Origin of the sequence: Streptomyces sp. NPDC002055, from assembly GCF_040296705.1 — a bacterium.
GTDB lineage: Bacteria > Actinomycetota > Actinomycetes > Streptomycetales > Streptomycetaceae > Streptomyces.
This window is the reverse complement of record NZ_JBEOXS010000012.1, coordinates 134,327-152,530: the sequence shown is the minus strand read 5'-3', so window position 1 is coordinate 152,530 and position 18,204 is coordinate 134,327. Positions and strand designations below refer to the sequence as shown.

General features: G+C 73.5%; 16 protein-coding genes and 1 pseudogene. 13 read left to right on the top strand and 4 right to left on the bottom strand.

What is annotated here, in order from left to right:
- Positions 1-12 precede the first annotated feature (12 nt).
- On the bottom strand, positions 13-981 hold the full coding sequence (locus ABT112_RS10150; protein WP_351507597.1) for a hypothetical protein: 969 nt from the start codon (positions 979-981) through the stop codon (positions 13-15).
- A 550-nt stretch (positions 982-1,531) separates the two neighbouring features.
- On the opposite strand from ABT112_RS10150, the gene ABT112_RS10145 reads away from it, so the two are divergent.
- The 4 genes from ABT112_RS10145 (at position 1,532) to ABT112_RS10130 (ending at position 4,203) form a co-directional block, all read left to right on the top strand.
- On the top strand, positions 1,532-2,056 hold the full coding sequence (locus ABT112_RS10145) for an NUDIX domain-containing protein (RefSeq protein WP_351507596.1): 525 nt from the start codon (positions 1,532-1,534) through the stop codon (positions 2,054-2,056).
- Between the two features lie 96 nt (positions 2,057-2,152).
- Positions 2,153-2,581, top strand: a complete 429-nt coding sequence (locus ABT112_RS10140; protein WP_351507594.1) for a YidH family protein — start codon at positions 2,153-2,155, stop codon at positions 2,579-2,581.
- Positions 2,578-2,919, top strand: a complete 342-nt coding sequence (locus tag ABT112_RS10135; RefSeq protein ID WP_351507592.1) for a DUF202 domain-containing protein — start codon at positions 2,578-2,580, stop codon at positions 2,917-2,919. The genes ABT112_RS10140 and ABT112_RS10135 overlap by 4 nt, the downstream gene beginning before the upstream one ends.
- A 126-nt stretch (positions 2,920-3,045) precedes the next feature.
- On the top strand, positions 3,046-4,203 hold the full coding sequence (locus ABT112_RS10130; RefSeq protein ID WP_351507590.1) for a DUF6183 family protein: 1,158 nt from the start codon (positions 3,046-3,048) through the stop codon (positions 4,201-4,203).
- Positions 4,204-4,483: 280 nt separating this feature from the next.
- On the opposite strand, the gene ABT112_RS10125 is transcribed toward ABT112_RS10130, so the two are convergent.
- Entirely contained in the window at positions 4,484-5,932 is a 1,449-nt protein-coding gene (locus tag ABT112_RS10125; protein WP_351507588.1) for an aldehyde dehydrogenase family protein, read from the bottom strand.
- A gap of 296 nt (positions 5,933-6,228) precedes the next feature.
- Between ABT112_RS10125 and ABT112_RS10120 the strand changes: the two genes are divergently transcribed.
- The 6 genes from ABT112_RS10120 to ABT112_RS10095 all read left to right on the top strand — a co-directional run bounded on the left by ABT112_RS10120 (position 6,229) and on the right by ABT112_RS10095 (position 12,717).
- Entirely contained in the window at positions 6,229-6,381 is a 153-nt protein-coding gene (locus ABT112_RS10120; protein WP_351507586.1) for a hypothetical protein, read from the top strand.
- Between the two features lie 108 nt (positions 6,382-6,489).
- Positions 6,490-7,749 carry a phenylacetate--CoA ligase family protein gene (locus ABT112_RS10115; protein ID WP_351507584.1) on the top strand — a complete coding sequence of 420 codons (1,260 nt, stop codon included), beginning with the start codon at positions 6,490-6,492 and terminating at the stop codon, positions 7,747-7,749.
- The gene (locus ABT112_RS10110; RefSeq protein ID WP_351507583.1) at positions 7,746-8,264 is read left to right on the top strand and encodes a glycine-rich domain-containing protein; all 519 of its coding nucleotides are present in this window, start codon (positions 7,746-7,748) and stop codon (positions 8,262-8,264) included. The genes ABT112_RS10115 and ABT112_RS10110 overlap by 4 nt, the downstream gene beginning before the upstream one ends.
- 120 nt (positions 8,265-8,384) lie before the next feature.
- Entirely contained in the window at positions 8,385-9,887 is a 1,503-nt protein-coding gene (locus tag ABT112_RS10105) for an MFS transporter (RefSeq protein WP_351507581.1), read from the top strand.
- 417 nt (positions 9,888-10,304) lie between these two features.
- Complete coding sequence (locus tag ABT112_RS10100) at positions 10,305-10,775, top strand: hypothetical protein (RefSeq protein WP_351507580.1); 471 nt, start codon at positions 10,305-10,307, stop codon at positions 10,773-10,775.
- 493 nt (positions 10,776-11,268) lie between these two features.
- The gene (locus ABT112_RS10095; protein WP_351507578.1) at positions 11,269-12,717 is read left to right on the top strand and encodes a SulP family inorganic anion transporter; all 1,449 of its coding nucleotides are present in this window, start codon (positions 11,269-11,271) and stop codon (positions 12,715-12,717) included.
- 123 nt (positions 12,718-12,840) lie between these two features.
- On the opposite strand, the gene ABT112_RS10090 is transcribed toward ABT112_RS10095, so the two are convergent.
- Positions 12,841-14,517, bottom strand: a complete 1,677-nt coding sequence (locus tag ABT112_RS10090) for a glycoside hydrolase family 13 protein (RefSeq protein WP_351507576.1) — start codon at positions 14,515-14,517, stop codon at positions 12,841-12,843.
- Between the two features lie 38 nt (positions 14,518-14,555).
- Positions 14,556-14,678 (bottom strand): annotated as a pseudogene (locus ABT112_RS10085) (carbohydrate ABC transporter permease); the annotation flags it as partial.
- 533 nt (positions 14,679-15,211) lie between these two features.
- Between ABT112_RS10085 and ABT112_RS10080 the strand changes: the two are divergent.
- From ABT112_RS10080 to ABT112_RS10070, 3 genes are all read left to right on the top strand, one after another.
- Positions 15,212-15,775, top strand: coding sequence for a gluconokinase (locus tag ABT112_RS10080; RefSeq protein ID WP_351507574.1), 564 nt, complete (start codon positions 15,212-15,214; stop codon positions 15,773-15,775).
- A gap of 230 nt (positions 15,776-16,005) precedes the next feature.
- Positions 16,006-16,944, top strand: a complete 939-nt coding sequence (locus ABT112_RS10075) for an MBL fold metallo-hydrolase (RefSeq protein WP_351507572.1) — start codon at positions 16,006-16,008, stop codon at positions 16,942-16,944.
- A 239-nt stretch (positions 16,945-17,183) separates the two neighbouring features.
- A complete protein-coding gene (locus ABT112_RS10070) occupies positions 17,184-18,203 on the top strand; it encodes a phosphotransferase family protein (RefSeq protein WP_351507570.1) in 1,020 nt (339 codons plus the stop codon).
- Position 18,204: the final 1 nt, after the last annotated feature.

The window sequence follows — 18,204 nt, the reverse complement described above, 5'->3', positions numbered from 1 at the left end:
CCGGCCGTGGTGTCACACGGAACCGAGCGCGGCACGGCGCGCGGTACGGAAGGCCTTCCGGGGGTCGCGGTCGGGGTAGGCCCACGGGACATGGCTGGCGTGCCGCCCGATGCGGTGGAACAGGGCGGCGGCCTCGGCCATCCGGCCCTCGTGGACCTTGGCGTGCGCCAGGAAATTCAGGTCGACCTTGTTCCGCGGATGGTCCTCCCCCTCCCACTCCAGCCACCAGTCGAACGCCGCCTTCATGGCCTGCCGGGCCCGGCGGGTGGTCCAGTGGCCGGACCGCGCGGGGTCCCGCGGTTCGGCCCCGGCCAGGGCCAGCACCCGGTAGCGCTCGGCGTGTGCGACGACGGGCAGGACGGCGAGGGGGGAGTCGGCGGGGGCCTGTTCGGCGGCCCAGGAGGCGAAGTCGTACACCTCGTGGAACGGGTCGTCCCCGTCGCCCTGCTGACGCTCGGCCAGGCAGGCGGTCATCAGGTGGTGGGCGTGGTGGTGCTCCGGGTGCCGGCCGCGCACCTGGTCGAAGACCTGGAGCCGTTCCTCGTCGGTACCGGTGCGCCGGGCCAGGATCAGCAGGCCGAGCCAGGGGGTCGGGTCGGCCGGTGCCATCCGGGCCGCCGCCCGGCAGGCTCCCCGGGCCGCGTCGGCGCTCTCCTGGCCGCGGACCGCGCGGAAGACGGTGGCACAGGCGAGCAGCGCCGCGGCGTCCGCGCTGTCGGGCTCGGCGAGCTTCCACTCCTCGGCCCACGCGGCGCTCGCGGGTCCCTCGGCGAGGACGACCAGCCGGTGTCCGCGGCGGTCCCAGTCGTCGCCGGTCGTGGCGAGCAGGTCCCGGACGTCGGTCCAGCGGCCCTGGGCGAGGGCGTCGCGGGCCCGGGCGAGCGCGTGGTCGTCGAGTGCGGGGTCGAAGCTCGGTCCGTCCCGGCGCCGGGCCCGGCCCAGCGAGGGCGGTGGCGGAGGGGGAGGCGGAGGTGGCGTCATCCCGGGGCTTCCTCCACGGCACACGCCACCTTCTGCCCGTGCGAGGGCGTCGAATTGCAGGTCTGATCGGTCCCTGTGCGCGGAGGTCTCGGACTCCGTCGACGGCCGATGATCACGCACAGCAAAGCGGTAGTCACTGGTCCACGTCAAGGCCGAAAGGGAACGACCGGCTCCTCGCCGCCCCGGCGAAGCCGATATGGCGAATTCCCGGTGCCGGGATGGCAGAAGTGCTGCTGCGGACGACGGAGTTCCGGATGCCGGGGGCGGGGGCGGCGTGCGGCCCCGGTTGCGTCCCCGGGTGCGGGGCGCCGGGCGCCGGGTGCCGGGTGCGGTCCCGGGTGCGGAGTGCCGGATGCCGGGTGCCGGGTGCCGGGTGCCGGATGCTGAGTGTGGGGTGCTGGGTGCCGGGCCGCGGTGCGGGAGGACGTTCGTCAACGGATCCGTGGCGGCGCGGCGGACGGTGGACACCCCCCGGTGCGGAGCCGCGCGGGCGGGTGGCACGCGGGACCGCCGTCGGCCGCGCACCGGACGGCCCTGGTTGGATGGCCGCATGGCCGATCAGAAACCGCGCTCCGCCGACGAGCTGCTGGACATCGTGGACGAGCAGGACGTGGTCGTGGGACAGGCCCGGCGGGAGGACGCGATGGCCCGTCGGCTGCGCCACCGGTGCGTGTTCGTGCTGGCCCGGGACGCGGACGGCCGGATCTTCGTCCATCGCCGGACCCCGGAGAAGATCGTCTTCCCCTCGCTGTACGACATGTTCGTCGGCGGGGTGGTCGGCGCCGGCGAGTCGTATGCGGAGGCCGCGCTGCGGGAGGCCGAGGAGGAACTCGGCGTCACGGGGCTGCCGCAGCCGGAACCGCTCTTCCACTTCCTGTACGAGACACCGGAACACACCTGGTGGTCGCATGTCTACGAGGTGAGCTGCCCCCTTCCGGTCAACCCTCAGGTGGAGGAGGTCGCCTGGCACGGCTTCCTGACCGACGAGGAGCTGGAGCGGCGGCTTCCGGAATGGGAGTGGGTGCCGGACGGCAGGGAGGCGTACCGCAGGCTCCAGGAGTGGCGCGACCGGTAGCTCCGGTCACCGGCTCCGTACCGGACACCCGTCGGCGGGCCCCGCGGTGAACCTCGTGCCCCCGGTGGGCGCGGGCCCGGCCGGTAGGGTGCGGCCATGATCGTGTCCGTGAAGGCGCTTTCCGGGAGACTGCGGACGATCGCCGCCGGGGTTCGGCTGTGGTTCGCTCCCGAACGGATCAGGGCGGAGGGCGACACTCCGGACTATCGCTTCTCCCTGGCGAACGAGCGCACGTTCCTCGCCTGGCTGCGCACCGCGCTCGCCCTGGTGGGCGGCGGGTTCGCGGTGGCCCAGTTCCTGCCCGACCTGCACCGCACGCTGCGGGTGAGCATGTCGCTGGTCCTGCTGCTGGGCGGCGCGCTGTGCGCGGTGCGGGCGGTCAACCATTGGGCGCGCTGCGAGGTGGCGATGCGGCGGGGCGAGGACCTGCCGGTGAGCCGCTTCCCGGCGTGGCTCGCCGTCGGTCTGACGGTGGTGGCGCTCGCCATGGTGGTCGCGGTGGCCGTCGGCTGGGCCGACCGGTGAGCGGAGCGGAACCGCCGGAGCGAGCCGGGCCACCGCCGGAGCGGGACCCCGGGCTGCAGCCCGAACGCACCCGGCTGGCCTGGCGCCGGACGACGCTGTCCGCGGTGGTGGCGGCGGTGCTCGCCGTACGGCAGGCGCTGCGTCACGGGCTGTCGCCCGCTTCCGTCCTGTCGGTGGCGCTGACGGCCCTCGCCCTGCTGGTGTTCCTGGGCGCCGCACACCGCCGCATGCTGTCCCTGGGCACCCCGCGGCCGCCCGCACTGCCGGGACGGGCGGCCGGGGTCGTGGTGGGGTGCACGGTCGCGCTGGGGGTGTTCGGACTGCTCGTCGTGGGTTAGGGCGTGTCGTCCGGATCGGGCCGGATCCGGCAGCGGGCCCGGTGCCGGCCCCGAACTGACGGGGCCTCGCGCCCCGGTGGGATATCGCGTCGCGCCGGGCGAGCCGGCCCCCGTAGCGTCTCCGCCATGCCGCAACCGTCCCACGCACCCGCCCTGCCCACGCTCCCCGACGATGCCGGGCTGCGCGCCCGCGCCGCGGAGGACCCCGAGGGCCTGTACGACCTCGCCGCCCTCGCCTCGCGCGCGACGGCGCCCAACGCGTCCTCGGCCCTGCTCCGGATCGCGGTGGCACTGTGTTCCGACCCGTCGCCCGCTGCCATCGCCTGTGCGGCCCGGCTGGCCGACACGCTGCTGAGCCTCGACGGACCCCAGTACCACCGTGCGTTGGTGCGCCGGATGGCCTGGCATCTGGTGCGGCCGCCGGGCACCACACCGCTGCACGCGCTCTTCGAGCAGCTGCCGGAGCGGCTGGACACGGCCGCTGAATTCCGTGCCTGCCTGCTGCAGGAGATCACGCTGCGCTCGTGGGGGCCGTGGGACGAGCCGTATCTCGCGTACGCCGGGCGGCTGCGCGAGCTGGGCCATCCCTTGGCCTGGCTGCCGCTGCCGGCCCTGGCGTTCGAGAACCACGCCCGGCGCATGTCCCACCACCGGAACCGCAGGAGCGGCGCGCTGACTCCGCGGGAGCTGCGCGGCCGGTACCCGGAGATCCCGCCGACCGACGCGGGGGCACGGGCGGCGCGCGGCGCCCGAGACGTCGCCGATCCCCCGCGGGCCGAGAGGACCGGGGAGCCGCTGGCCCCGTTCGAGTCGTGGGAGGCGCGTTTCTACGAGCTGCCGGAGCCACTGCCCGCCGCCGACTGGAACGCCGCCCTGCTCACCGGCCTCCCCGCCGACTGTCTGGCCGAACTGACTCCGGACACCCTGGCCGCCGCGCACACCACGGCCGACGACGTGCTGGCCGAGCTCTTTCTCGCCACGTTCGCGGGCGGGATCCAGAGCCCGGGGCGGGACGGCGCCTACGCACGGCTCGCGGCGTGGCGGGGCCTGTACGCGCTGCTGGACCTGGACCGGGACGTCCCCCACACCGACGCCGTCCGGCACGCCGCCGAGCACCGCTGGCTCCGGTTCGCCGTGGCGGAGGGGACGGACAACGGCTGGTTCGTCGGCGGCTACACGGAGCACGGCTTCGGCTGTACGGAGCTGGGCTTCGCGGCGCTCGATCCGACGGGGCGGCGCATCACCCTGCTGGCGGCCACGGACACGGACACGGACATGCACTGAACCCGGCTCTCCTGCCCTGGACCGGCCCCTCCGCTGCCTGCGCGGTTCGGCCACCTCCGGCCTCGTACCGCGTCGTGAACCGGCCCGGCGCACGCCGCGCCGAGCGGCCACGGCAACCGCGCCGGCTCCGCGGCTGGAGCGGGCCCGGCCCGTGCCGTGGCCGCTCCAACCGCAGTCGACGCGACCGGAACTGACGACGTCGTGCGCGACCGGAACTGACGAGGTCCTGCCGACCGGAACTGTCGAGGTCCTGCGCGACTGAACCGACGAGGTCGGAGGGTCAGAAGCGGAGCGACCTGGTCCACTGGAAGTCGTCAAGACGGAGAACCTCCGGTTCCCCGCCGCTGCCGGACTGCCGCGTTCCCGCCGAGGGCGCGTGCGGGTACGCCGAACCGCCGTTGATCACGACCGTGCCGACATCCATGCGGCGGGCGAACTCGACGGCCGTCGCCCGGGTTCCGGCGAACACCGCCGCCGAGGCTCCGCGCCCCGTCGTGCCGGCGATGCGCAGCGCTTCCTCCTCGTCCCGGTACGCCATGACGAGGAGGACGGGGCCGGGGATCTCCTCCCGCGCGACGGCCATGCCCTCGGTGACACCGGCGAGCACAGTGGGCCGGACATACGCACCGACCGGCAGGTGGTCCGGAGCCTCCGGGCCACCGGTGACCAGCCGGGCCCCCTCCGCGACGGCCTGCTCCAGACAGGCCCGCACCCGGTCGCGCCGGGCGAGGGAGGAGAGCGGGCCGACCCGGGTCGCGGGGTCGTCGGGGGCGCCGACGGTGTACTCCTCGGTCGCGGCCCGGGCCAGTTCCACCGCCTCGTCACATCGGTCCGCGGGGACGAGCAGCCGCGTCGGGGCGGTGCGGGCCCGGCCGCCGCCGGCCATCGCCTCGCCCACGGTCCGCCGGACCGCGTCCGGCAGATCGGCGCCGGGCAGCACGACGACGGACCTGCCGTCGACGTCCAGGGAGCGCCGCGTGAACGTGGCGGCGGCCTCGGCGATGCGCCTGCCGACGCGGGGCGAGCCGGTGAACGACACCATGACGACGCCCGGGTGGGCGACGAGCGCCTCGCCGGCGACCGGTCCGGTGCCCGTCACCAGGTTGAACACCCCGGCGGGCAGCCCGATGCCGTGCAGGATCTCGGCCAGGATGTAGGCGCTGAGCGGGGCGGACCCCGACGGTTTGAGGACCACCGTCGCCCCGGCCGCGAGCGCGCCGCCGACGGTGGTCGCGATCCGGTGCAGGGGGTCGCCGCCCGAGGTGATCGCCGCGACGACTCCGACCGGCTCCTTGATCACTGACGAACCGGCGGCGTCACGGGACGCGGAGCCGGTGAGCAGGTCCGCGTACGAGGAGACGACCGCGGCCGGGAGTGCGGCCTGGACCGCGCGGGCGGCCTCGAGGGGAGTGCCCGTCTCGGCGCTGATGGTGGCCGCGATCTCCTCGGCCCGTCCGAGCAGCGCCCGGTGCAGCCGGTCGAGGTGGAAACGACGCTTGGCGGGGGTGGTGCGGGACCAGCCGGGGAGTGCCGCGCGGGCGGCGGCGACGGCCGTGTCGACATCCTTGGCGTCACCGGCCGGGACGGTGGCGAGGACCTGTTCGGTGGCCGGGTCGACGACCTCGATGACGCCCTCGCCCCGGGGAGCCACCCACGCTCCGCCGATGTAGAGCGTGGTGCGGTCGATCAGCCCTGCGGCGGGGATGCCGGTGAGCGTGTCGTCGGACATGGGTCTCCCTCGTGTCTGGCCTCGGGTGGTCGTTCCGGGGCTCCCGGGGGGAGACGTGTTTACGGCGGCTCCGGTTCGAGCACCACATCCGACGATCGATCAGATCGCCGCGGCGTGAGCCCCTCGACGAGGTCACGACAGAAAGATCACGCCAAAGTTGGCTGGCAGCAGTCGGTTCCCACGGCCCGTGACATTACCTGCCGTTGACATCTCTTTGAGCATCCCTTTACGTTCAATCGGTGCGACGCCCGCGCGGGTCGGCGCCGTATGTCCCAGCTCAATTCTGGAGGCCATTCATGGAACAGCTCATCAAGAAGATGGCGCAGGAAGACGTCTGGCAGAACTGGATCGCCGTCAATTCGGCACAGTCCGCCGCGAAGGACGGCTGCATCAGCTCCGCCCCGAAGTCCGGCTGCATCAGCCTGACCAAGAGCGGCTGCATCTCCTGACGGAGAGCTGAACGGGGCCGGGGCCGCGCCGGTGAACTCACGGCCGGCCCCGGCTGTCAGCCCCGGCCCCGCTGCGGGGACACGATGCCGAGCACCTCGAGGTATTCCATGGACGGTCAGCCGACTGCCGAGACCATCGAACTGGTCAAAGACATTCCGATCTACCGCCGGTCGGTGGAGCAGGGCCACTTCCCCCTGCTCGAGAAGCCGGAGATCGCCCGCGGGTTCCCGGACAACTGGATGACGCCGCGGCTGGCCGCGGCACTGGCCGGGGGCGAGGCGGAGTTCGTGCTGTCCACGGGCACCAACCATGCGCGCATGCAGATCATCCGGCCCCCGTACTTCCTGCTGCACTCGTACTACAAACTCTGGAGCGATCACCCCGATCTCGCGGGGACCTGGGAGGACGGGTGCCGGCGCGTCTCGCTGACCACCGTGCTGGCGACCGAGCACGTCGCCCGGGTGAACGCGGCCAAGCGCGGCGGGGAGCCGGACCCGGCACCCTCCTTCGAGGACCGCAGGCTGGATGAGCGCACCTGCTACGTGAACCTGCGGCTCGACCCGGAGCTGTGGGACCGCGGCGACTGCGAGCGCATGCTCGAGGAGATCTCGGGAGTCCGCGAGGAGCATCCGCAGGGCCGGTATCTCCTCGACTGTTCGGCGTACCACCTGGCACATCTGGTGCGAAAGGCCAAGGAGTGGGATCTGCTGGACGCGTTCCCGCCGCCCGCCGGAATCATCCACGCCTATGAATACGCACCGCTGAACGTCCGTCGATTCTTGCGGGGCCATTTCGACTGCCCGTTGGTCGACCTGTTCGGCAGCACGGAGCTCGGCTATCTCTTCTACAGCGACAGCACGGGCGAGTACCGGCCCTATCTGCACGACATGAGCCTCGAATTGCTACCGGTGGCTCCCGGGAGTGAGATATTCGAGCTCATCGTCTCCAGCGTACGGAATCCGCATATGCCATTGATCCGGTACCGCTCGGGAGACTGTGTACGCACGCAGGACGGCACATCGGATCCGGCCAAAATAGTGCAGTTCTGCGGCCGGGCGAAGGAATTGCTCGCCTCGCCACGCGGCCCCGTGTCGCAGGGTGAGCTGGACGAGCGGATCGCCGAGGCATCGGACCGGGTGTTCGTCCATCAGCTGCACGTGACCGAGCCCGGCACCGCCCGGCTGGACTGCACCACCTTCGACGGCGCACCCCTCGGTGACGCGGAAGCGGCGGCCCTGGCGGACGGCGTCGGTGAACTCATCGGACGGCGTTGCCGGGTCGAGCACCGCACCCACATTCCCATCGGGAAGTCCGGCAAGTACGCATGGCTCGTGCAGGCGCCCGAGCTGCGGAGGGAGAACCCATGACCAGCCCACACCGCGCCCCGGTGTCCCCCGCCGATCTCAAGGAGCTCCTCGGCGAGCCCCTGCACACCGAAGCGGTCACCCATGCCGCCGACCGGGCCGGCGTGCCGACGGAGTACGCCGAACGCCAGGTGACGGAGTGTCTGCGGTACCTCTACCTCGTCTCCAAGCACCGGGACCGTCTCAGCGGCCTGTTCCTTCCCGTCGAGCAGGACATCGACGAGATCTGGCACTACCTGATCCTGCAGACCCGCGAGTACCGGGCACTCTGCGAGGAGCGGCTGCCGGGGCGCTTCTTCATCGAGCACCGCAGCATCGGCTACGAGGACTACCAGCGGGAACCGGGCCGGGAACAGGTGCTGGAAGAGGCCCTGCGCTGGATACCCCTGTACTGCGCGGAGTTCGGGCCCTTCGACGAGGGGGCGCTGCCGCACTGGACGATCGTCCGGTTCCTGCATGAACACATGGGCATCTCTCTGACGGACATAGCGGCGCTGGAGCCCATGGCCACGGCCTGAACGGCAGGCCCGGCACTCCACGAAGGCCTGCCGAGCCTGCCCGGAGTGTTCCCGGGCAGGGCGGCCGTCGGCGCACGCCGACGCCCCGGCACCACCATTCACCACGGGGAAGGACGATCGATGACGGTGCGCAGCGAGCCCCCGGAGACGCAGCCGGGGTCCGCTCCGGCCGAGCCGGCCGAACTGCCCGAGCAGCAGCGGATTCTGCGGGTTCTGGTGATCTCGCAGGTCCTCAGCGGCGCCGGCCTCGCGGCGGGTATCACCGTGGGCGCGCTGATCGCCGAGGACATGCTCGGTTCCACCGGGCTGGCCGGAGTTCCCAGCGCCCTGTTCACCGCCGGTGCCGCACTCGGGGCAGCGGGAATCGGCCGGATCTGCGGACGGTGGGGACGCCGTCCCGGGCTGGCCCTCGGCTACGGAGTCGGCGCCTTGGGGAGCGTCGGGGTCGTGGCGGCTGCCGCGACCGGCCAGGTGGTCGCGCTCTTCCTCGCCCTGCTCGTCTACGGAGCCGGGACCTCGACCAATCTGATGGCCCGCTACGCGGGAGCGGACCTCGCCTCCCCGGCGCGCCGGGGCCGCGCCGTGAGCACCGTGCTCTTCGCCACCACGCTCGGCGCCGTCGTCGGCCCCAATCTGGCCGGCCCGACCGGGGACGTGGCCCGAAGCTGGGGCATACCCCCGCTGGCGGGCCCCTTCCTGCTGGCCGCGGTCGCCTACGGCGCGGCCGCGATCGTCCTGGGGTGTGCGCTGCGCCCGGACCCCCTGCGGCTGGCCCGCGCCCTGGCCGAGTCCGAGTCCGGCGCCCCTGCGCCGCCCGGGACTCCAGCACCTCCCACGGCATCGGCGGCACCGGCGGCACCGGCGGCACCGGCGGCCGCCACGACGAACGCCGCTCTTCGGAAAGGCCGGGACGCGGATGGGGAGCAGGCCGGGAAGGCCTCGGCCGCAGCGGCAGCACCACCGGACGGGGGCCCGGCCACTGCCGCTGTGGCGCCGTCGTCGGAGGTCACGGATGTGCGCGGCGTGGCCACGGGGACGGCCGTCATGGTGCTGGGTCAACTCGTCATGATCGCGATCATGACGATGACGCCGGTGCACATGCGGGCGCACGACCACAGCACCCAGGCGTCGGGGCTGGTGATCGCCCTGCACGTCGGGGCGATGTTCCTGCCCTCCCCGCTGACCGGCCGGCTCGTCGACCGGTTCGGCCGCATACCCGTGGCGGCGGCGTCCGGGGTGACGCTGTTCGCTGCCGGGGTGCTGGCCGCCCTGGCACCGTCCCATTCCGTGCCCGCCCTCGCGGTCGCGCTCGTACTGCTGGGGCTCGGCTGGAACTTCGGGCTCGTCAGCGGCACGGCCCTGGTCACCGACGCCCTGCCGCCGGCGCGCCGCGCCTCGGCCCAGGGCCTGGTGGACGTCGGCATCGCTCTGGCGGGGGCCACCGGCGGGCTGTCCTCGGGCATGGTCGTCGCCGGCGGGAGCTACCCGGCCCTGGCCCTCATCGGAGGACTCCTCGCCCTGGCCATCACGCCGGTCCTGCTGCCGCACCTGCGGTCCGTACGGGGCAATCAGGCCACCGCGGCGGAGGTCCCCGCCGGGGCCGGGCCGACGGGTGAGCGCTGACGGCCGGACCCGGGTGCCGGCCCGTCCGTGCCCGGCCCGTCGGCCTCGCCGACCCTGCTGGAGGCCGCCCATGGACGCCGCACAGCAGGGACAGGAGTTGCCGTCCGTGCCGTCAGGGAACGCCGCGACCGTACACAAGATGGCGTTATGTCGCCCTATCCAGGGGGAAGCCTGGTGGTGGACCGGATCAGCCCTGGTCACTTCTGCATGCGCGGGTCACCTTCTGCATGCGCGGGATGATCCGGTGACCGGAGATGAGCGCGGAGCGGCAGACGGCTCCGTGTTCCGCGGCGCAAGCGGAGGGCGATGATGCGCAAGGGCAGGGACACACGGCGCGCACCGCGCCGAGTGCCGTTGGCCTTCCCACCGCACCGCGGACGATCGGCCACTCCCCCGTGCCGCGCCCCGCTGGCCCTCTTGCTGCGCATCCTGCTGTACCGAGTGCCGCTGTACCGGGTGGCGCTGTGCCACATGCCTCCGCGCCGGGTGCCGCTGTGTCGAACGCCGCTGCGCCGGGTGCCGCCGGTGTTGCTCGCCGTCGTTCTCGCGCTGCTGCTCGGTGGCGCGTCACCCGGCTCCGGCCTGCGGACCCCGGCGCCGGTCGCCTCGGCCACTCAGCTGCCGCTCCCTTCCGGGGCCGGTGCCGGTGCTGCCGGGGTGTCCGAGGAGACCGTCGACAGCGCGGAGCGCGATGCCGTAGGGAGCCAGGCGCGCCGCGGGGCGCGGGCTTCGGCCCCGGCGCACCGACGTGCGCTGCGAGCGCTCCCCCGTCGTGCCTGCGGGATGCCGGCTCCCGTCGCTCCCCACTCCGGAGCCCGTGCCGACGGGTGCCCGGTCTCCGGCACACCTCCCGAACGGTGCGCCCTGCTCCGCGTCTTCCGCTGCTGACCCCTGCGCGGAACGGCGCGCCCGGCCGCCCGGCCCCCGACATCCCGCGGCGGCACCCCTCATGAGCAGGAGACCTCCTCGTGGAGACCTTCGTTCGGCCTGCCCGGATCGGCCATGACGCCGCGGTGCCGCGGGCGGGGCTGCAAGCCCACGCTCCCCCGGCCGTCCGCCGTTCCTACGCCCGGGCCCGGTCCCGGCCGGCGGGGCGCGGAGCCGCCCATCGCCGCGGGCGCGAGCGCCGCGCCCCAGCTACCCATCCCTGGCGCCGGTGCCCGCACTCCGGGACCGCCTCGCGGCCGCATCCCCGGCGCAGGACATGCCCCCACCCTCGGCCGGCCCCCGGGGTCAGGCCACGCCCCGATGCGGTCCCGCACCGGCAGTTCCCGGCGCGGGCCGCAGCCGGCCCCCGCACCGGCCCCCGCACCAGTAGCGGCACCGGTCACGATCCGACCACCCGACTGTGCCCCACCACAGGAAAGCAGGGCCGGACACCATGAATCGACTCTCCGTTCTCCGGGCGGACTTCACCGCCTCCCTCGTGGTCTTCCTCGTCGCGGTGCCGCTCTGTGTGGGCGTCGCTGTCGCCTCGGGGGTGCCCGCCGAACTGGGCCTGGTCACCGGCGTCGTCGGCGGACTGGTCACCGGCCTGCTGCCCGGGAGCAGTCTGCAGGTCAGCGGCCCGGCCGCAGGCCTGACCGTACTCGTGTACGAAGCGGTCCAGGAGTACGGCACCGCGGCGCTGGGCGTCCTGGTCCTCACCGCGGGCCTGCTGCAGCTGGGCATGGGTGCGCTGGGCCTCGGGCGGTGGTTCCGGGCGATCTCGTTCGCCGTGGTGCACGGCATGCTCGCCGGTATCGGCCTCGTCCTGATCACCGGCCAGCTCTACGTCCTCACCGACGCGAAGCCCCGCGGCACCGGCATCGCCAACCTCGCCGGGATCCCCGGTCTGGTCACCGACACCGTACGGTCCGGACCGGCCCTGGCGGCGCTCGGCGTCGGCGCGTCCACCGTCCTCGTCCTCGTCCTGTGGTCCCGGTGGCGGCGCGCCGCCCGGGTGCTGCCCGCCCCGCTCGCGGCCGTCGTCCTCGCCACGGTGGTCGTGGGGGTGTGGGATCTGCCGGTCGCGCGGGTCGAGGTCAGCGGGCTGCTGGACTCCCTCCAGCCGCCGAGCCCCGGTGACTTCGGCCAGCTTCTCGGCATCGGCATGCTCGGCACCCTTCTGGCGTTCACGCTCATCGCCTCCGCCGAGTCCCTGTTCAGCGCGGCCGCGGTCGACCGGCTCCACGACGGGCCCCGCACCGACTACGACAAGGAGCTCATGGCCCAGGGCGCCGGCAACACCGTGTGCGGTGTGCTGGGCGCCCTGCCGATGACCGCGGTCATCGTCCGCAGCGCCACCAATGTCCAGGCCGGGGCGCGGACCAAGGCGTCGCGCGTCCTGCACGGTGTCTGGCTGCTGGTCTTCGCGGCGGCGTTTCCGGCGGCCCTGGGCGTCATGCCGGTCGCGGCGCTGGCGGGTGTGCTGGTGCACGCCGGCTGGCGGCTGATCCCGGTGCGCGAACTGCGTTCCCTGTGGTGCGAGCACCGGGGCGAGGCCGTCGTGCTGTCGGCCACCGCCGTCGTCATCGTGATGATCAACATGTTCGAGGGGGTTCTCATCGGGCTGCTGCTGGCCATCGCCAAGACCGCCTGGGAGACCTCGCACGTCCACCTCGATGTGGCGCAGCAGTCCGCGGACGGGCCGCTGCACGTCCGGGTCCTGGGGAACGCGACGTTCCTGCGGCTGCCGAAGCTCCTGGACCAGTTGGAGGCACTGCCCGCCGACCGCGAGATCGAGCTCGAACTGGGCGGGCTGCGCCATCTCGATCACACCTGTTCCGCCGCGCTGACGAACTGGGCGGAGCAGCATCGCCGTTCACTGCAGTCACAGCTCTCTCCCTGAGGCCGGCCCGGGACCCACGGCTCTGCCCCGGTTCCGGAAGGATCTGCCCCGGTTCCGGAACGAGGGGAGGGACCGGCGCGGTGGCCCGGCACTCCGGACCACCGCGCCACCCCGTGACCCCCGTCAGAGAGCCAGCCACACCGCCGTGTCGGTGGGCAGCAGGCCGCCGTCGAGCGGGCCGCTGGCGAGGATCACCCCGCTGTGCTCGGGCAGCACCACCAGGTCCGGGGAGAGGTTGACCACGCAGCGCAGTCCGGGGGCGCGGGTGAAGGACAGCACCTCGGAGTCGGTCGCGGAGTCCCAGGTCATCGCGCCGTCGCCGAGGGCGGGGTGCTCGGCGCGGATCCGCAGGGCGGCCCGGTAGAGCTCCAGCATCGACCCGTCGGCGCCGCGCTGCGCCTCCTCCGTCAGCTCGCGCCAGGCCACGGGCTGCGGCAGCCACGGCTTCGCCGGGGCGCCCCCGGGGCTGTAGCCGAAGGGGGTGCTCTCACCGGACCAGGGCAGCGGGACCCGGCAGCCGTCCCGGCCGCGGTCGGTGTGCCCGGACCGCTCCCAGGTGGGGTCCTGGAGCAGCGCGTCGGGGAGGTCCTCGACCTCCCACAGCCCCAGCTCCTCACCCTGGTAGACATAGGCGCCGCCGGGCAGCGCGAGGGTGAGCAGGGCGGCGGCCCGGGCCCGGCGGGTCCCCAGCTCCAGGTCGAACGGCACGTCGGTGGCGAGCTCGGCAAGGGAGCGCACCGGAGCGTCCGGCTGCGGCCGGCCGTACCGGGAGACGTGCCGGGCGACGTCGTGGTTGGACAGCACCCAGGTCGCCGGGGCGCCCACCGAATTGAGTGCGGCGAGGGAGGTGTCGATGGCCTCCCTCAGCCGGTTGCCCCGCCACGGCGCGGTCAGGTAGTCGAAGTTGAAGGCGGTGTGCAGCTCGTCGGGGCGGACGTAGCGGGCCAGCCGCTCCGGGGCACCCGTCCATGCCTCGGCGACGAACGCCCGCTGCTCCGGGTAGGAGTCGGCGACGGCGCGCCAGCCGCGGAAGATCTCGTGGACGCCCTCGCGGTCCCAGTGCGGGTGCTCGGCGCCGGCCGCCGAGCCGATGACCTCGATGTCCGAGGGGCCGAGGTCGGGCAGGTCCGGGTCCTTGTCGAGCGCGTGGGCCACGTCGATCCGCACGCCGTCGACGCCGCGGTCGAACCAGAACCGCAGGATCGACTCGAACTCCGCCCGGACCTCCTCGTTGTCCCAGTTGAGGTCGGGCTGCTCCGGCGCGAAGAGGTGCAGGTACCACTGGCCCGGTGTGCCGTCGGGTTCGGTGACGCGGGTCCAGGCCCCGCCGCCGAACACGCTGCGCCAGTTGTTGGGCGGCAGTTCGCCGTCGGCGCCCTTGCCGTCGCGGAAGTGGTAGCGCGCCCGGGCGGGCGAGCCGGGGCCCTCCGCCACCGCCTGCCGGAACCAGGCATGCCGGTCGGAGGTGTGGTTGGGGACGATGTCGATGACGACCCGCAGGCCGAGGGCGTGTGCCTCCTCGATCACGGCCTGGGCGTCGGCGAGGGTGCCGAAGGCCGGGTCGATGTCCCGGTAGTCGGCGACGTCGTAGCCGCCATCGGCCATGGGGGAGGTATACCAGGGATTGAGCCAGACGGCGTCGATCCCCAGTCCAGCGAGGTAGGGCAGCCGCTCGCGCAGCCCGGTGAGGTCGCCGATGCCGTCGCCGTCGCCGTCGGCGAAGCTGCGGATGTACACCTGGTAGATGACCGCGCTGCGCCACCAGTCGGGACCGGCGGTGGGGGGCTGGGCATGGGACACGGACGTCTCCTTGGGGGATGCGGGGAGGCGCGGCGAGGTCACTTGACGGCTCCTGCGGTCAGGCCGGCGATGATCCGGCGTTGGAATACGAGGACGAGGACGACGAGGGGCACGGTGACGACGACGCCGGCCGCCATCTTGGTGCCGTAGGGGACCTGGAACCCGGAGGTCCCGTCCGCGCCGAGGAGGCGCACGAAGACGAACGCGACCGCGGGAGGACGCCCTGCCGGGCGGCGCCTCGACCCGGGCCGCCTCGTGCACCTCGGCCGGGATGAGCTGGAGCCCGGCGAGCACCAGCAGGCCGACGAAGGGGGCGGTCTTCCAGGTGTCGGCGACGATGACGGCGACCGCCGCCCGGAAGCCGTCGGTGGTCCACAGCACCTGCTCGCCCAGGAGCGCGTTGGCCGCCCCGTCGGCCTGGAATATCCACTGCCACAGCAGCGCGGAGACCACGGTGGGGACGCCCATGGCACCAGGATGCCTGCCCGCACCAGAGCCCGGCCACGGACGGCCTGGTGCATCACCAGGGCCATGACATGCCGAGCACGGTCTCGATGAGCACGGTGGTGAGGGTGAAGAACGTGGTGTTGGTGAAGGCGTTCCAGAACCGCTCGCCCGCCTCGCCGCGGAACACCGCCCGAACCGCCTAACCTGGGATCCGCCCCTGCCGGTTAGACATGAGACCGAGGCCCGTATGACGACGACCGGGACGACCACGACCGGCACGACGGCCTCCGGCCGGTCCGCGGCCGAGCGCCGCCCCCTGGTCGTGGTGACGGGCGTCTCGGGATCGGGCAAGACCACGGTGGGCCGGATGCTCGCGGAGCGGCTGGGCGTCCCGTACGCCGACGCGGACGACTTCCACCCGCCGGAGAACATCGCCAAGATGTCGGCCGGCACACCGCTGGACGACGCGGACCGGCTGCCCTGGCTCGACGCCATCGGCGCCTGGCTGGCCGGCCACGCGGAGCACGGCGGGGTGGCCAGTTGCTCGGCGCTCAAACGGTGCTACCGGGACCGGCTGGCCGGCTGCGCCCCCACGGCCTTCTTCGTCCACCTCGACGGCTCGCCGGAGCTGATCGACGCCCGGATGCGGGCCCGCCGGGGGCACTTCATACCACCGGCCCTGCTGCGCTCGCAGTTCGCGGATCTGCAGCCGCTGGCGGCGGACGAGAACGGCGCGACGGTGCCCATCGGGGGCACCGCGGAGGACACCGTCCGGCGGGCCCTGGCGGTCCTGCCCGGCGTCGGTGCCTGAGCCGGGGACAGCGGGGCCACCCCACGGCAGGCCTCAGCCTCAGCCGCGGCAGCGGCAGCGACAGCGACAGCGACAGCGACAGCGACAGCGACAAGAACAACGGCGCCCCAACGGCGCGGCCCCACCGCCGAGCCTGCCGCCCCGCCGCCCTCCCTCGGGAGCTCTCTGCCGTCGAGCGCTCTCTGCCATCCTGTGACCGCACACCGGCAGCCGGACCAGGGAGGACACCCATGACGGGGAACAGCACGGCCACCGAAGCGACCGGCACCGAGCCGTACACGGTCCCACTCGCGCCCGGTGTCCACGCGTTCGTGCAGCCCGACGGCGGCTGGTGTCTGAACAACGCCGGTTTCGTCAGCGACGGTTCGCAGACCCTGCTCGTCGACACGGCCGCGACCGAGCGGCGCGCCCTGCTGCTGCGGGACGCGGTGCTCGACAGCGGCGCGCCGCTCCCCCGCACCGTGGTCAACACCCATCACCACGGGGACCACACCTACGGCAACTGCGTCTTCACCCCCGAGGCCACGGTCGTGGGCCATGTCGCCTGCCGTACCGAGACCCTGGCGGCCGGGCGGCAACTGCACGCCCTCTGGCCCGAGGTGGACTTCGGCGACATCCGCGTCACCGCGCCCACCGTCGGCTACACCGACCGGATGAGCTGCCGGGTGGGGGACACCGAGGTGGAGCTCATCCACCCGGGCGTCGCCCACACCCCGGGCGACACCATCGTCTGGCTGCCGCGGGAGCGCGTGGTCTTCACCGGCGACCTCGTCTTCCACGGCGGCACGCCGTTCTTCGCCATGGGGTCGCTGGACGGTTCGCTGCGGGCCCTGGAGCTGCTGCGGGAGCTGGACGCACGGACCGTGGTGCCCGGCCACGGCGCCGTGACGGACCCGGGGGTGTACGACGGCATCGGGCGGTATGTGCGGTACGTCGCCGACCTGGCGGAGCGCTCCCGTGCCGCGGGCCGCACGCCGCTGGAGGCCGCGCGCTCGGCGGACCTCGGGGAGTTCGCGGAGCTGCGGGAGAGCGAGCGGCTGGTCGCCAATCTGCACCGGGCCTACGCCGAGCTGGACGGGCTGCCGCCGGGGGCACCGCTGGACGTGGCGGCCATGTTCGGCGACATGACCACGATGAACGGCGGCGTCCCCGTCTCCTGCCACGTCTGACCACTGACGCCGCACCGCACCACCCCGGCCCCGCACCGCGCCACCCCTCATCCGCCCGCCGTCCCGGCTCCTCGTCCGCACACGTCCCCGGCATCGGCGGCGCCCGGGGGCAAGCAGCTCCGGTGGTGACGTTCCACGACGGCCGTGGTCACGGATCCCACAGGACGGACCACTGGACTCCATACCGACTGGTCGGCATGATGAGCTCATCCGACCGCCCGATGGAGGAGTGTTCCCCGATGAGTCACGACCACCCGCCCGGTCTCGACCTCGAGCGTCTGCGGGCCCACCTGGACCGCGAGCGCCCCGGCCTGGTCGGCGGACCGCTCGGCGCCGAGCTGATCGAGGGCGGCCGGTCGAACCTCACCTACGCGGTCACCGACGGGACCTCCCGCTGGGTGGTCCGGCGTCCGCCCCTGGGCCACGTCCTGGCGACCGCCCACGACATGCACCGCGAGCACCGGGTGATCAGCGCCCTGCACCCGACCACCGTCCCCGTCCCGGAGCCGCTGCTGCTCTGCGAGGACGAGACGGTCATCGGGTCCCCCTTCTACGTCATGGAGTTCGTCGAGGGGACGCCGTACCGGACCGTCGCACAGCTCGCCCCGCTCGGCCCGGAGCGCACCCGCGGTGTCGTCCTCGGTCTCGCCGACACCCTGGTCGAGCTGCACTCCGTCGACCCGGCGGCGGCCGGACTGGCCGACTTCGGGCGTCCCGAGGGCTTCCTGGAGCGCCAGTTGCGCCGGTGGGGCAAGCAGTTGGACGCCTCGCGCAACCGCGACCTGCCCGGCATCGACGAACTGCACGCCGGTCTCGGTAAGGACCTGCCGCGCTCCCCCGCCCCGGCCGTCGTCCACGGCGACTACCGGCTGGACAACGTCCTCGTCGGCGCGGACGACCGGATCACCGCGATCCTCGACTGGGAGATGTCCACCCTCGGCGACCCGCTGACCGACCTGGGGCTGCTGGCGATGTACAGCAGCCTGGACCTGCCCGGCTCGCCGGTCAGCACCACCGGTGGGGCGCCGGGCCACCCCGAGGCGGCCGAACTGATCGAGCGGTACGCGGCGGCGTCCGGGCGCGATGTCTCGGCGATCTCCTGGTACACGGCGTTCGCCTGGTTCAAGCTCGCGGTGATCCTCGAGGGCATCCACTACCGCTTCACCCTCGGCCGGACCGTGGGCGCGGACTTCGACCGGATCGGCCCGCTCGTCCCGGTCTTCATCGAGAACGGCCTCACCACCCTTCAGGAGGGCTGAG